The 13,555-nt window shown below is 66.4% G+C and carries 12 protein-coding genes; 3 read left to right on the top strand and 9 right to left on the bottom strand.

What is annotated here, in order from left to right; translation table 11 throughout:
* Window positions 1–181: 181 nt before the first annotated feature.
* The gene (locus tag ACK4SV_RS10020; protein WP_409917688.1) at window positions 182–2,767 is read right to left on the bottom strand and encodes a M14 metallopeptidase family protein; all 2,586 of its coding nucleotides are present in this window, start codon (window positions 2,765–2,767) and stop codon (window positions 182–184) included.
* 297 nt (window positions 2,768–3,064) lie between these two features.
* Here ACK4SV_RS10020 and ACK4SV_RS10025 point away from each other — a divergent pair, with 297 nt between their 5' ends.
* Window positions 3,065–3,727: a hypothetical protein gene (locus ACK4SV_RS10025; protein WP_409917689.1), complete on the top strand. Its 663-nt coding sequence runs from the start codon at window positions 3,065–3,067 to the stop codon at window positions 3,725–3,727.
* Window positions 3,728–3,734: 7 nt separating this feature from the next.
* Here the strand turns inward: ACK4SV_RS10025 and ACK4SV_RS10030 are convergent, their stop codons facing one another.
* The 3 genes from ACK4SV_RS10030 to ACK4SV_RS10040 all read right to left on the bottom strand — a co-directional run bounded on the left by ACK4SV_RS10030 (window position 3,735) and on the right by ACK4SV_RS10040 (window position 8,182).
* On the bottom strand, window positions 3,735–4,658 hold the full coding sequence (locus ACK4SV_RS10030; RefSeq protein WP_409917690.1) for an alpha/beta fold hydrolase: 924 nt from the start codon (window positions 4,656–4,658) through the stop codon (window positions 3,735–3,737).
* 404 nt (window positions 4,659–5,062) lie between these two features.
* A complete protein-coding gene (locus tag ACK4SV_RS10035) occupies window positions 5,063–6,265 on the bottom strand; it encodes an endo-1,4-beta-xylanase (protein ID WP_409917691.1) in 1,203 nt (400 codons plus the stop codon).
* A 384-nt stretch (window positions 6,266–6,649) separates the two neighbouring features.
* Window positions 6,650–8,182: an acyl-CoA carboxylase subunit beta gene (locus tag ACK4SV_RS10040; RefSeq protein ID WP_409917692.1), complete on the bottom strand. Its 1,533-nt coding sequence runs from the start codon at window positions 8,180–8,182 to the stop codon at window positions 6,650–6,652.
* A gap of 415 nt (window positions 8,183–8,597) precedes the next feature.
* Between ACK4SV_RS10040 and ACK4SV_RS10045 the strand changes: the two genes are divergently transcribed.
* Window positions 8,598–8,816: a hypothetical protein gene (locus ACK4SV_RS10045; protein ID WP_409917693.1), complete on the top strand. Its 219-nt coding sequence runs from the start codon at window positions 8,598–8,600 to the stop codon at window positions 8,814–8,816.
* 22 nt (window positions 8,817–8,838) lie between these two features.
* On the opposite strand, the gene ACK4SV_RS10050 is transcribed toward ACK4SV_RS10045, so the two are convergent.
* Together ACK4SV_RS10050 and ACK4SV_RS10055 are read right to left on the bottom strand one after the other, a co-directional pair.
* Window positions 8,839–9,822 carry a hypothetical protein gene (locus tag ACK4SV_RS10050; RefSeq protein ID WP_409917694.1) on the bottom strand — a complete coding sequence of 328 codons (984 nt, stop codon included), beginning with the start codon at window positions 9,820–9,822 and terminating at the stop codon, window positions 8,839–8,841.
* A 98-nt stretch (window positions 9,823–9,920) separates the two neighbouring features.
* Complete coding sequence (locus ACK4SV_RS10055) at window positions 9,921–10,646, bottom strand: ATP12 family chaperone protein (protein ID WP_409917695.1); 726 nt, start codon at window positions 10,644–10,646, stop codon at window positions 9,921–9,923.
* A 177-nt stretch (window positions 10,647–10,823) separates the two neighbouring features.
* Here ACK4SV_RS10055 and ACK4SV_RS10060 point away from each other — a divergent pair, with 177 nt between their 5' ends.
* Window positions 10,824–11,348 (top strand): hypothetical protein, encoded by a 525-nt coding sequence (locus tag ACK4SV_RS10060; protein ID WP_409917696.1) that lies wholly within the window; start codon window positions 10,824–10,826, stop codon window positions 11,346–11,348.
* Window positions 11,349–11,371: 23 nt separating this feature from the next.
* Here the strand turns inward: ACK4SV_RS10060 and ACK4SV_RS10065 are convergent, their stop codons facing one another.
* The 3 genes from ACK4SV_RS10065 to crcB are packed head-to-tail and all read right to left on the bottom strand — an operon-like array spanning window position 11,372 to window position 13,478.
* Entirely contained in the window at window positions 11,372–12,046 is a 675-nt protein-coding gene (locus ACK4SV_RS10065) for an HAD-IA family hydrolase (RefSeq protein WP_409917697.1), read from the bottom strand.
* Window positions 12,046–13,098: an RluA family pseudouridine synthase gene (locus ACK4SV_RS10070; protein WP_409917698.1), complete on the bottom strand. Its 1,053-nt coding sequence runs from the start codon at window positions 13,096–13,098 to the stop codon at window positions 12,046–12,048. The genes ACK4SV_RS10065 and ACK4SV_RS10070 overlap by 1 nt, the downstream gene beginning before the upstream one ends.
* On the bottom strand, window positions 13,095–13,478 hold the full coding sequence (gene crcB, locus ACK4SV_RS10075) for a fluoride efflux transporter CrcB (RefSeq protein WP_409917699.1): 384 nt from the start codon (window positions 13,476–13,478) through the stop codon (window positions 13,095–13,097). Before crcB ends, ACK4SV_RS10070 begins: the two co-directional genes overlap by 4 nt.
* Between the last annotated feature and the right edge of the window lie 77 nt (window positions 13,479–13,555).

Genomic DNA, 13,555 nt, shown 5'->3' on the forward strand with positions numbered 1-13,555 from the left:
CCGGACTGTGATTCCGGCGGGGTCGTCTGGGCATGGTCGTCTCCTGTGTCCGGCAAAATAGCCGATCTGCAGGCAGAAATCTCACCTAACCACCGTGTTCAGTTTTCCCGAGCCACCTCTGCCTGATGGTCCGGCTTCTGATTATCTTCTGCCTGATCCAGTCAGTCCGGCGGCAGGGCGATCAGCGCGCAGAACCCGCCTTCACCCGCGCCGGCGCCGTCAGCACCGCATTCGCCACCAGCAGGTCCAGCCCGCCCAGATAGCCGCGCGTCACCGGGCTCTGCGTGAAGGCAATCACCAGCCCCTGCCCGCGGTTCTCTGCCATCAGGAACGGCTTGTAGGCGAGCTGCAGCCGGCTCTCTTCCCAGAGATAGCCGCTCGCCACCAGCTCGCCGGCATCCGCAAAGCGCAGCACATTCGCCCCGTCCGCGCGGCCGAGCGGCCGGAAGATCGTCCGCCCGCTGACCAGCGCAATCGCCCGGTCATAGCCCGCCGCCAGCCAGTGGTCGGGATCGGCCTCAACCCGCACCAGCGTTCCCGGCACGGTCTCCGGCGCGGCTTCCGGGTCCGCAATCATGGCCTCATATTCGTCCAGCGAGCCGAGCCGCGTGCCCTTGCGGCGCGCTTCATCGCTCACCGCCTCGGCCTCGGTCCAGGCCTTTTCCGTGACGGTAGAGAGCAGCCCCACCTCTTCGGAGGCAAGCACGCCCGTCGCCGACCCGAAGGAGACCAGCACACCGCCGCGCGCGGTGAACTCCTTCAGGGCGCCCGCTCCCGCGCTGCCGAGCGCCGCGCTGAACCGGCCGCTGACTTCCGGCAGCACCAGGACATCATAGTCCGAGAGCTGCGCGGATCGCAAAGTCCGCACACGGATCGGCGTCACCGGCAGGCCGAGCTTGTGCTCCAGCGTCCAGCGCGCCGCCCCGGCCTCGGTCGGCGAGGTGCCATCATCCCAGGCCATGGCAATGCGCGGTGCGGTCAGGCGTACGAAGGCGCTGCTGCCGAAATTCGGCCCGCGCTCGACCCAGCTTGTCGGCAGGCTGGCAATCTCGCCGCCATGCCCGGCGGCAATCGCGCGCAGCTGCGCGCCCAGGTCATCCGGATTGCCCGCGCGCGGGAACACCACCGTGCCCTTGCCGAACTCGCGCCCGCCTTGCGTGAACGCCTCGTCCGTTGCCGATCCGGTCAGGCCCGCCTGCAGCGCCGCCACAACAATCCGCGCCTGCACAGCATCCGTCCACGGAACAGCATAGGCGACATCGCCCTGCCCGCTCAGCACCGCCGGCGGCGGGCTGTCCGGCGCCACGCGCGTGAGGCCCGCAGCAGACAGGTTCCGGCAGCCCGCAACGCTCACGCCCTCCATCAGCGGCATCGACCAGGCCGTCACATCATAGAGCTCATGCGGCAGGCCCGCCTTGCGGCGTTCCTCCTGGCGCACCATGAAATCTGCCGGCAGCGCGATCTGCGGCTCCAGCAGCGCCCGGGCGAGCCGGCCCGCGCCTTGCGCCTTGTCGATCACCAGCGCGCCGGCCGGATAGTTCCGCCCACAGAAGGTTACGCCGGCATTCGCGCGCGACACGGCGATGCCCTGCGCCGCCAGTGTCCGGCCGAGGCGCTCGGCCTGCCCCCGGCGCTGCGCCAGGTCGATCACATAATAGCGCTCTGCCGCCCGCTCGCCCTCGGTCACTGCGCTGCGCCGGTAAGCGGCATATTCCGTCAGCAGGCGGTCTTTCTCGTTCGCCGCTGTTTCGAGGGTGGCGAGAGAGGCAATGAAATTGTTGAACACGCCCTCTTCAAAGGTCAGGAGGTCACCATTCCTCCGCGCAAAGACGAGCCCGCGCGGCGATCCCTGCTCGAAGGTCTTGGCAATCGCCCCATTCAGCGCCGGCCACATGTCGCCATAGCCGGGATAGAACGCATCGAAAATCTCGCGCGTGAAATAGGCGATGCCCAGCCGGTCGAACCAGGCGCCGCGATTGCGGCCAAAGCGGTCATGGCTCGCCTTCTGCGCATCGGTGATCAGAGGGTTGAACGGCTCTGCCGCCGGCGGGAAGAAATAGGTCTCGTCCCCGCCCATCTCATGAGAGTCGACAAACACCACCGGGTGCCAGTCGAGATAGGCGGCCACCCGCCCGCGCGTTTCCGGCTGCGTCATCGCAAACCAGTCGCGGTTCATGTCGAAGACATAGCCATTGAACCGCCCGCCCGGCCAGGGCTGGTCATGCTCGGCGGCAAACCGGTCCGCCTGCGGAACAATCCCCAGCGCCTCGGTAAAGCCGTGGATAAAGCGCGCGCGCCCGTCCGGGTTCTGGTTGGGATCAATGATCACCACCGTATTGGCCATGATCCGCTCCACCAGCGCATCGCCCTGCGAGGCGAGCAGATGATAGGCCAGCGCCAGCCCGCTGTCAGACGGCGTGATCTCGTCGCCATGCACCCCGAAGCCCAGCCACACAGCCGCCGGCGTGCGCCGGATGATCTCGGCCTGCTCGCTCCCGCTCAATGCCTGCCCGCTGCCGAGGCGCGCAAGGTCGCCCTTCACAGCGTCCAGCCGCGCCATCGTCTCCGGCGAGGCAATGATGGCATAGAAAAGCGGGCGCCCCTGCCAGCTCTGCGCATAGGTCACCAGCCGCACCCGGTCCGGCGCCGCCCGTTCCAGCGCCTGAAGGTAGGTCAGGATATCCTCGGATCGGGTGATCTTCTCGCCCAGCCGGTGGCCGACGGTCTCCTCCAGCGACGGGATCGCCGGATCGAAATTGCCCGCCATGATCCCCTGCGCTAGGGCTGCCTGCCCGCCGCCAAGTGAAACCGTCACAACGGCCAGTAGAGCGGCCAGAAACACTTGCGTCCTGCGGATGATTTTCACCTGAATACTCCGGTTGTCCTTGCTTGCCGGGCCTTATTGGACGCCGCTGCCGCCTGTTTCAACCGAAATCGCCCCCTGGGGGCGCAAAGCGGCGCCTATCCAACACTTCGCGCGCAGAAAATCCCGTAAATCCCGGCACTTGGCAGAAAATCACGCAATCTTATCCCCCTCCCTCCGGGCTGTGTCATACTCCTCTCCATGATCCGCGCCCCCGCCATCCCGCCGCTCGTCCTCGCCATGATCGGGCACATGATCCGCGAAGCCGCCGCTGCGCTGGGCGGCTCCGCCTGCCCCCTGCCGGTCGCGGCGGCCCGGCGCATCGTGAAATGGCTGATCGAGCCGGCCGAGGCGATGCTGCGGCGCTGCTTCTGGATGGTGGCAGCCAACATGCCCGCCTATGCCGCGCTGCCGTCCCCGCGCCTTGCGCCCGGCCGCTTGCGCGTCGCCGGCCTGCCTTCCGCGCCGTCCGCCCCGCGCGAGGCTCCGCTGCGCTTCCGCCTCACCGAAACACCCCGGCGCACCGCGCCCGGCGGCGCCCAGTCAACTCCAACGACGCCGCCAGCACCGCCCCGCGCGCCCGATCCCGCCCGCTATGCGGCCCGCCTCAAGCGCCGCCTCGACGCGCTCACCGATGCTCATGCCAACCCCTCGCGGGAAACGCTCCGCCTCGCCCGCCTCGCAGCGAGGGGCGAGGCGCCCTATCTCGCGCCCGTCCTCGAGGAAGCCCCCGGCGGCAAGGCGCCCAGCCTGACGCAGGACCTGCGCGCCGCCTTCGATACGCTCTGCCAGTCCGCCGCCGCCGCCCGCGCCAGCCTCTGCGGCCCCGCGCAAGGACAACCCGGCCCCCGCGACACATCCTGAACGTGCCTCAGGCCTCGTTCGACGGCAGCCGTTTGCGGATGAGGTTCAGGAGTTCCATGCCCGATTGGTAGACCGCGAGCACATCGCCGCTGGCGAGGTAGGCCGTCTCGATTCCGAGGCGCGCGGCCTCCTGTTCGAACCCTGCCTTCCAGGTATCGGTCGTCTCCACCCCGGAAACCGCGAGGGCCGGCAGGTCTTTCAGCAGGCCATCGGTCAGGAAGGTATCGCCGCGCAGCGACGGCTCAATCTCCTGCACATAGGTTTCCGGCGTGATCACGCTGGAAACCTCCCAGGCCTCGGCCATCTCCCGCGGATGTGATTTCACGAAGGCCACATCGCCGGGGCTTTTCTGGAAACAGGTCTGGAAGAACCAGCTGGACCCGAACTGGCGCCCGGCCTGCCGGATCGCGCCGAGGGATACACGCGCCCCGGCGCGGCTCTCCAGCGTCTGGGAGAGGAGCTTGCCGAACCAGGCGGGCCGGAACTCGCCCATCACATCGCGGTTGAACACGCAGTTGGCAAAGACAAAGAAGGCAACCCGCTTGCTCTGCAAGGCAAGGCGCACGGCCACCGGATTGGCACTGCCGGTTGAGACAATGACCACATCCTGAAGGCCCGCCTCCTCAAGGAAGGCTGCGAGCGCGCGCGCCTGATCCGACAGCGACGGCGCCGGGGTGGACACCCCGAAGCCTGGCCGCCGGATCGAATAGACGCCGAAGCCCTCATTCGCCGCATCGATGCAAAAGCCCCAGGGCGGCGCAGCGGGATATTCAATTGAGGTAAGAAAGATCAGCGGCCGCAGGTCATCTGCGCCGAACTGCATATATTCGAGGTCCGTGCCGGTCGCCTCGAGGTGCGCGGTCTGCCAGTAGCGCAGCAGCCGCTTCTTGTCCCCGATTTGATCCAGCCGGTTTGCTGTTGGTAATGCCAACTGAGCCCCCGCCTTCATGCACTGCTCACTTCAATGAGCGGTTTACGTACCGCTGCTCACTTTTGTTCCCGCGCAGATGCAGCAGTCCGCCGCCCGGCGCAAGCATCGCTGCACTATAACTGCCAATTTTTTTTGCATTGCCCCTTTTGATGGAATCCCTCGCAAGCTCTTTGGGCAAGGCCAGACCCTACCGATTGGTATTATTGATAGCACATATACGCTGATTTCGATGTTTGTGCGGATCATTGCCGGCCTGCGCGCTCCGGACCGCGGATTACTGTCCCGGCACTGAACATCCGTATGCCAATGCTTTCGTTAGCCTCCTCCTTCTCCGGCGCATCATTTGCGCCGTCCCCTGCTGCGCCTGCACCAGTGTCCGGCTTTCTGAACTCATCCCCACCCTGTCAGATCGCATAATCCGGATCCACCACCGCCCGGAAGGCCGCTTTCGGCTGCCGGTCCGGATCGAACATCAGCGGGTAATTGTCCCGGCGAATCGGGAAATTGTTGAGCCAGGACTGGCGGTCATTGATCCCCCAGACCGTGACCGAAGTGACGCTCGGGCGCTGCAGGAATCCGTTGAACAAGCCCCGGAAAATCCGTGCCTGCGCGGCATAGACGCTGGCGGGCACATTGGCGGGGTTTGATCCGTACCCGGCAGCGCAATTGATGCCGCTCCCAAAACAATCTCCCGGGTCTGAATACACCGAGACATCGATTTCGGTGGCATGGTTTTCCAGCCCCGCCCCGAGCGCATCGACCGCGTCGATGGCGGCCAGCGAATCGGCGACATTGGCATTGATCTGCAGGTGGAACTGGTGGCCCACGCCATCAAACGGAACCCCGCGCGCGATCATGCCGGAGATAATCTCGAGATAGCGCGCCCGCTTGCCCGAAAGCTCGGTATTGTAGTCATTGATGAACAGCTTGCAGGCCGGGTCTGCTGCCCGCGCCGCCTCGAAGGCCCAGTCGATATAGTCGCTGCCAACCGCCTGGTACCAGCCGGAGTCGCGATAGGGCGCCGTGCCGCCGGCGCTGTCGCTGGTGGGTTCGTTCACCACATCCCAGGCATAGATGCGCCCGGCATAGCGGGTGACCACATCGGTCACATAGCGCTGCAGCTTTGTGCGGATCTCCTCGCGCGTGCCGGTCAGGAACCAGGTGGGCGTGGTCGAGTGCCAGAGCAGCGCATGGCCGCGCACGGCGATGCCATTCGCCTCGGCCCAGTCCACCAGCGCATCAGGGCGTGACCAGTCATAGGCGCCTTCGGTGGGCGCGATGATGTCGGGCTTCATCTCGAACTCCGCCGTGATCGACGAGAACTGGCCGGCGATAATTGGCCGGTCAGCGGTGGCGGTCGCGATCTGGCTGCGCTGGATGGCTGCGCCGACGAGGAAATTGGGGGCGTAGACCTCGCGCAGCACCGCGCTGACCGGGGGTGGCGGAGGCGGCGGTGGGGGTGGTGGCGGCGGAGGAGGTGGAGGGGGCGGTGGGGGCGGAGGCGGTGGCAGCGGCGATGACCCGCCGCCCCCGCCGCTGCAGGCCGCAATGACACCGGCCGCCGCCCCGCCGAGCAGGCGCAGCCGGTCACGCTTTGAGAACTCCATCTTCGATCCTCCCTTGAGCCCCGCCGGCGTCTGGCCAGTCTGCCGGGCAGCTTTGTTTACGCTAACATGTTAACGCAAACAGTGAGCCTGGGAAAGCAGGAACGCTTCAGGGTGGTGTCAGCCCGGCACCGCGCCCAACCGCCTTGCCGTTCCTCCCGATGGCCGATATGGTTCGTGAGCGGATAAAGACCGGATCCCGGACAAGGGCTGCGCCCTTTGCGGGATGACGGCCAATAGGCGTCAAACAATGTGACGCTCATCCTGAGCGAAGTCGAAGGATGGCCAGATGGCGCACTCGCTTTTGTGGCCCATCCTTCGACTTCGCTCAGGATGAGTGAGCGCTTCGCTCGGGATGAGTGGGCGCTTCGCTCGGGATGAGCCCCCCTAAAGCGGAATGTTGTCGTGCTTCTTCCAGGGGTTTGCCAGCTTCTTGCCCTTCAGGGTGCGCAGCGCCGTGGTGATGCGGCGGCGGGTGTTGTGGGGCATGATGATGTCGTCGACATAGCCCTTCTTCGCGGCCACATAGGGGTTGGCGAAGTTCTCTTCATATTCCCTGGTGCGCGCGGCGAGCTTTTCAGGGTCGCCGGCTTCCTTGCGGAAGATGATCTCCACCGCGCCCTTGGCGCCCATCACGGCAATCTCGGCGGTGGGCCAGGCATAGTTCACGTCGCCGCGAAGGTGTTTGGACGCCATGACGACATAGGCCCCGCCATACGCCTTGCGCGTGATGAGGGTGATCTTCGGCACGGTCGCCTCGGCATAGGCGAAGAGAAGTTTGGCGCCATGCCGGATGAGGCCGCCATATTCCTGCCGTGTGCCCGGCATGAAGCCCGGCACGTCCACGATGGTGATGATCGGGATGTTGAAACAGTCGCAGAAGCGCACGAAGCGCGCGGCCTTGCGGCTGGCATCGATGTCGAGCACGCCGGCGAGCGTCATCGGCTGGTTGGCGACGATGCCGACGGGCGCGCCTTCCATGCGGGCGAAGCCGCAGATGATATTGGCCCCGAACTGGGGCGAGAGCTCGAAGAAATCGCCCTCATCGACGATCTTGGTGATGAGCTCCTTCATGTCATAAGGCGTGTTCGGATTGGGCGGCACGAGCGTGTCGAGGCTCCATTCCTGCCGGTCGTGCACATCATGCACCGGGCGCACCGGCGGGGCCTCGCGGTTGGAGGATGGCAGGAAATCGATCAGGCGGCGGACCTGGATCAGGGCTTCGATGTCATTCTCGAAAGCGCCATCAACCACGCCGGACTTCTTGGCATGGACCGAGGCCCCGCCGAGGGTTTCGTGGGTGACTTCCTCATTGGTGACGGTCTTCACGACGTCCGGACCGGTCACGTACATGTAGGAGGTGTCCTTCACCATGAAGATGAAGTCGGTCATCGCGGGGGAGTAGACGTCCCCACCAGCGCAGGGGCCCATGATGACGGAGATCTGCGGGATAACGCCGGAGGAGAGGACATTCTCCATGAAGATGTCGGCATAGCCCGCAAGGCTGTCGACGCCCTCCTGGATGCGCGCGCCGCCGGCATCGAACAGGCCGATCACAGGCGCGCCATTGCGCGCGGCCATCTGCTGGACCTTCACGATCTTGGCCGCATGGGCGAGGCTGAGCGAGCCGCCGAAGACGGTGAAATCCTTGGAGAAGACATAGACGAGGCGGCCATTGATCGTGCCATGGCCGGTGATGACGCCGTCGCCGGGCACCTTCTGGTCCTGCATCCCGAAATCGGCGCAGCGATGCTCGACGAACATGTCGTATTCCTCGAAGCTGCCTTCATCGAGGAGGACGCCGATCCGCTCGCGCGCGGTCAGCTTGCCCTTGGCGTGCTGGGCCTCGATGCGGGCCTCGCCGCCGCCGAGACGGGCGCGAATGCGCTTCTGCTCCAGTGCTTCGATCACATCCTGCATATGCGCCTGCTCCCAGTTTTCCGATGACGAAATCCGGGAGACTGAATAGCCCCTTGCGCAGGCTTGGCAAGCAGCGGGGGCCGCAGTTGACGCGGCGCCGGGCCGATTGCCGCCGGGCGACGCAGCGTCAGGCCGGCCCCGGGGCCCTGCCGCCAGCGGCGCGGGGCGGGCCGGCGGCGGGAATGGCCGCGCCTGCAAACTAGTGATCAATTGATCACATTGCCGTATTTTTGCCACATTCTGATGCGAGTGAACGTTTGCTCGCTTGTGTTTGGCGGCGGCGGGCCCCGGGGGTGCTTCCCCGCTTCCGGGCCCCGCCGCCGGATATCAAGCGGGCGCTCCGCCGGCGGGCCCTGCCGGCACCCCGCCCCGCCCGCCGGCCCCTCGGCGGCGGGGCATGAGAGGAGAGAGTGAGATGACCCGCACTGTTCCCGCGCCGTCCACCGCGCCGGCCGACTTCGCCCTGATGAGCCCCTACACCGCCGCCATCCGCGCCGCCGCCGCGCTGTTTTCCGAAGGGGCGATCCCGAAGGCGTGGCCGAAAGTTGCTCCCCTTGCTGCGACGCCGCTGGAGCCCGTGGGCGGGCTGGAGATGGCGGGAGTAGAGACCGGCGCCCGGGTGTTTGCGGCGTGAGGCTGCGGGATTTGGGGCGGGATCAGCAGCCCCAGGCCATGGCCGCAGCCATCTGGTGGGCGTCGTCGCCGAAGGCGGCGCTTGAACAGGCGATGGCGCGCTGGTTGCTTTCATAACCCTGCTGATAGGTCGTGGTGCCGCCATTGAAGGTCCCGAGACTTTGCAGCACGCTGGCCAGAATCGCCAGGTTGGCTTCCCAGTTGACCTGGTTGCCCTGCCGGAGCTGTTCGATCTGGACCAGCATCTCGTTGGCTTTGTCGCGGTGCGGGCCGGGCAGCTTCAGGGCCTCCGCGATGATCAGTTCGGCTGAGATCAGTTCGGAGCGCGCGGCCTGGTGCCAGTTTGGGCCCGACCGGAAGTATTGTTCCGCCTGCGCGATCGGTGTCTCTGCGGCTGCGAGGATCGCCTCCGGATGGCCCGCCTCAGCAACGACGCCAATGATAAGCTGGGCAATCCCGCGATTGTTGAGCTCAACATCTGTCATATAGCCGCGACCAGGCGCCGCCGGCGCTTCCGCCTGGATCGCGCGCGCGAGGGCAAAGACGCTATCCCCATGGCCGAGCAGGATCAGATCCCGGAACATCTGGATCAGATGATGGGTGTAAAGGCCGGATTTATCGATGAGCGCGCCGTCGGGCTTCTGCAGGCTGAGGACGGCATAGTCCCAGATGCTCTGGGCATCGGTGGCGCTGAGGGTGCGCAGATAGGTTTCGCGCAGGGCGCGGTGCTGGTCCATGTTCCAGGCCGCTTGCTGCTGTTGCTGCAGGACTTCGATATAGGCACCCCCTGAGGGGTCAGCCGGAAGGCGCTTCTCATAGACAGCGACCGCAGCGGCATAATCTTCCGGTGACTGCGAGCGTCTCGCCGCCTTGAGCAGGGCTTCGGCGCCATCGCGGTGGGCACTGCGCTCGGGCCGCGCCCCACTTTGCGCAGGGTCGCCACAGGCGGAAAGCGCAAGGCCCAGACAGGCAGCGAGGACCGCGCAGCGCAGTGTTTTGATATTCATGATACCCCCGGACAAAGCCGATGACTCTGGCGTCATCACTACAGCTCCGGCGAAAGCAGGTGTCAATTGCGGCGGTTGGAATTTGCGGTTGAGGCGCCCTACTCGCGCAACCCCTCCAGCCATGCGCCCAGCGCTTTTGCGTCTTCGCGTTTGGTCTCGGCAATGGCTTTGGCGTCTTCGTCTTCGCCCCAGCGGTCGGCTTGCCAGTCTTCATCGAGGCGGGAGAGGGTGAAGGCGGACGCAGCGTCGAGCGCATCCTCCACCGTGGCCATCGCCAGCAGGGCCGAGCCGTAGAGGCCGCAGGCATAGACGAGGCCGGTGAGGCGGAAATCGTCGAGGCCCAGGGCATACGCGCGGGCCGCGTCCATCGAGGCGGGCGGCTGGGGCACGGCGACGATGCCTTCGGTGGTGATCAGGTCGACGCCAAGGGTTGCGGCGGCCCAGTCGCGCACCGGGCTCCAGCGGGCCTCTTCCAGCAGGGCGAGTTCATAGGGCTCCTCCGCGATGTGGCAGAGAAGATCGGTCTCGCAATAGCGCAGGATTTCCTCGGCCATTTCCTCGCGCAGCTCCGGCGTGCGGTCGAGCGCGACATTGGCGAGGCGGGTGAGCGGCATGGCGGCCAGGTCGATCCGGCCTTCCTGGGCCGACCATTCGGCGGCGACGGCGCGGGCGAGCGCTTCGGTGGGCAGACGGATCAGGCTGCGCGCAGGGGTTTTCAGGCTGCGCCCGTCGAGCAGCACCTGCCAGCCGCCGCCTAGGGCGGGCTCGATGCTGACGGTTTCATAGAAACGCCGGGGGGCTTCAAAGGCGGAACGTTCTGTCATGAGGGGCGCCATACGCCGGATTGGCGGGCCTTGGAAGCCTGCGCGGCTGCTCGGACCCAGGGCGCCCTGCGGGTTCTGGCGGCCTTTCCCACCCTTTGGAGTGGCAATTCCTTGTAGCGGATAGGTCATGGATATAGTTTCAAAGTTCCAATTCAGCACTTTCAATCCGAGATGAGAATGACGCGCAACCTGAAGATCCTTGGCGCGGCAGCCGCTACGATGTGCCTGCCCCTGATGGCGGCGGCAGACCCGGTGGGCGTGCATGCGGTGCGCGACGCGCTGATTGCGGCGGGCCTCAAGGGCGCGCAGATCGGCATACTCAGTGGCCAGCCGATGGTGTCGGGCGACCTGCAGGGCATCGGCACGGTGGCGGCGCTGCGCCGGTGCACGCCGGGAGACCCTGGCCGGCGGGTGTGCGAGGAAGTGGGGTTCAAGGCCTGCGTGCAGATGCAGCCTACGGCGGACCGCCTGCTGCTGCTGGAACTGGCGAATGAATACAATCTGAGCTCCTATGCCGGCACAATGGTGATCGACGATAACCGCCTGCTGGGCGACATGTCCTGCGTGACGCTGTTCATCGACCTGCGCGACGAGAATGTGTTCGCGATGGACGAGGTGTATCATTGGAGCCAGGCGCTGACGGATTTCCGCAGCTACCTACTGGACACAGACGCGCCGGTGCTGAACCGCGACCAGCTCTGAACCGGGATTAATCAGCCTGCGGATCAACGCTGGCGGAAGGTGTCGAGGCTGGCGTTCAGGCTGGCGAAATCATGGTGGACTTCATCGGCGCCGGCGCCTGCGAGTTCGGCGGCCTCACCGAAGCCCCAGCTGACGCCGAGGCTGCGCACGCCGGCGGAGCGGCCCATGGCCATGTCGTGGACGGCGTCGCCAATCATCAGGCTACGGACGGGGTCGCAGCCGAGCGCGCGCATCGCCTGCTCGACCATGAAAGGGTGGGGCTTGCCGGGACCGTCATCGGCGCACCAGACGGTGTCGAAGAAGTGTTTCAGCGGATGGGTGGCGAAGAGGGCGGCGAGGCCGCGATGGGACTTGCCGGTGGCGACCGCCATCAGCCAGCCATCGCCGCGCAGGCGTTCGAGCGTTTCCAGCGCGCCCTCATAGAGAGGTTCGTGAAACTCCGTAGACGCACGATGGGCGATGAAGGCGTTCTTGTAGGCTTCGACCAGCGCATCAAGGCGGGCGGGGCCGATGTCCGGCGGGGCGAGGATGGCGCAGCCTTCATGCAGGCCGAGGCCGACGATCTGGCGCGTCTGGTCATACTCCGGAGGCGGCAGGCCGCTCTTGCGGAAGGCGGTTTCCATACAGGCCTGGATGACCCTGCGGCTGTCGACGAGGGTTCCGTCTACATCCCAGATGGCGAGGTGAAGCTGCGTCATCAGATGAAGGGATCGAGCGGGTTTCGGCCCGCTTCCTGCTCGAGGAAGCCGAGGGCTTCGAACGTCTCTTTCATGTGTGGCGGCAATGGCGCCTGAATGATCAGCGGCTTGGCATTGGCGCGCGGGATGATGAGCGCGCGGGCGTGCAGGTGCATGCCCGGGGCGAGGCCCTGAGGCACTTCGCGGCGGGATTTGTATTTGTGGTCGCCGAGGATGGAGGTGTTCATTTCCAGCATGTGGAAGCGCAGCTGGTGCATCCGGCCGGTATGTGGGCGCAGGGCGACCCAGGCGGCTTTCTGGCCGGCGGTGGAGATGACGTTATAGTCCGTGATCGAATGACGTGCGCCTTCGACGCCCTGAGCCGAGCGGATCATCCGTTCACGGTCTCCGTCGCGGCGGGGGCCGCCGGCCTTGGGATCAACGACGCGGAAGCCGGAGGGCTCGTTCTCGTCGGGCACGCCCTTGGCCATCCAGCAGCGGATCTGCCCGGCGGGCGGGTTGGGCACGCCGACCGTGACGGCCCAGTAGACTTTTTCCATGTCGCGGCCGCGGAAGAGATCACCCAGGCGCGCGGCGGCGGCGGGGTGTTTGGCCAGCAGGAGGACGCCGGAGGTTTCCTTGTCCAGCCGGTGGACGAGGACCGGGCGGTGGCCGCCCTCGCTCATGCCGGCGAGGAGCCCGTCGAGATGGCGCCCCTGCCCCGATCCGCCCTGAACAGCGAGGCCGGCGGGCTTGTTGATCGCGAGCATGTCATCGTCCTCATGGAGGATGAGGGAGCGCAGCCAGTCGCGGTCTTCGGCCGAGATCTGCTTGGCGGCGGCGGCCTTGCGCGGGGCGGAGGCGGAGGCGGTGAAGACCGGCAGGCGCACCTCGTGGCCTTCCTCCAGCCGCGTGCTGGCCTTGGCGCGGGCGCCGTTGACGCGGACCTGGCCGGTGCGCAGCAGCTTCTCGATCTGGCCCTGGCTAAGGTTCAGCCGGCGCTTGATCCAGCGGTCGAGGCGGGCGCCGGCCTCCTTCCCGGAGACGGTTTCGGTGATGATCTGGCCGCTCATGCAAACAGTCTCCGGGCGAGCCAGAGGCCCGCGAACAGCGCCGCGACGCAGATGATGACCGAGACGCCGGCATAGGCGGCGGCCCTGGCCATCTCGCCCGCGCGCAGGAAATTGGCCATCTCGAGCGAGAAGGCGGAAAAGGTGGTGAAGCCGCCGAGGAGGCCCGTGGCGAGGAAGAGCTTGGTGTTCTGGCTGAGGCCGGCATCGCGCGTGGCGAGCCATCCGGCGAGGAGGCCCATCAGCAGGCTGCCGGTGATGTTGACGAAGGTGGTGGCCCAGGGCCAGCTCAGCGGCAGGTGGCGCACGGCGAGGAGGCCCGCGCCATGGCGCAGGCTGGCCCCAAGGGCGCCGCCGAGGGCAACGAGGAGAAATCCGTTCATCGCGCGGCCTTTACACGGCCTGCGGGAATTGTTCCAGCGCTGGCTGGCAGGGGCGGCTGCGGCCCCCTTGCGCGGGG

Origin of the sequence: Hyphomonas sp. (assembly GCF_046313735.1) — a bacterium.
GTDB lineage: Bacteria > Pseudomonadota > Alphaproteobacteria > Caulobacterales > Hyphomonadaceae > Hyphomonas.

Bases quoted from the DNA above. Each gene is read 5' to 3' on its own strand.
- ACK4SV_RS10070 (WP_409917698.1), bottom strand. From the start codon at position 13,098: ATGAGCGGCCAGATCATCACCGAAACCGTCTCCGGGAAGGAGGCCGGC.
- ACK4SV_RS10040 (WP_409917692.1), bottom strand. From the start codon at position 8,182: ATGCAGGATGTGATCGAAGCACTGGAGCAGAAGCGCATTCGCGCCCGT.
- ACK4SV_RS10045 (WP_409917693.1), top strand. From the start codon at position 8,598: ATGACCCGCACTGTTCCCGCGCCGTCCACCGCGCCGGCCGACTTCGCC.
- ACK4SV_RS10060 (WP_409917696.1), top strand. From the start codon at position 10,824: ATGACGCGCAACCTGAAGATCCTTGGCGCGGCAGCCGCTACGATGTGC.
- ACK4SV_RS10065 (WP_409917697.1), bottom strand. From the start codon at position 12,046: ATGACGCAGCTTCACCTCGCCATCTGGGATGTAGACGGAACCCTCGTC.
- ACK4SV_RS10020 (WP_409917688.1), bottom strand. From the start codon at position 2,767: ATGGCGGGCAATTTCGATCCGGCGATCCCGTCGCTGGAGGAGACCGTC.
- ACK4SV_RS10050 (WP_409917694.1), bottom strand. From the start codon at position 9,822: ATGAATATCAAAACACTGCGCTGCGCGGTCCTCGCTGCCTGTCTGGGC.
- ACK4SV_RS10055 (WP_409917695.1), bottom strand. From the start codon at position 10,646: ATGACAGAACGTTCCGCCTTTGAAGCCCCCCGGCGTTTCTATGAAACC.
- ACK4SV_RS10025 (WP_409917689.1), top strand. From the start codon at position 3,065: ATGATCCGCGCCCCCGCCATCCCGCCGCTCGTCCTCGCCATGATCGGG.
- ACK4SV_RS10035 (WP_409917691.1), bottom strand. From the start codon at position 6,265: ATGGAGTTCTCAAAGCGTGACCGGCTGCGCCTGCTCGGCGGGGCGGCG.
- crcB (WP_409917699.1), bottom strand. From the start codon at position 13,478: ATGAACGGATTTCTCCTCGTTGCCCTCGGCGGCGCCCTTGGGGCCAGC.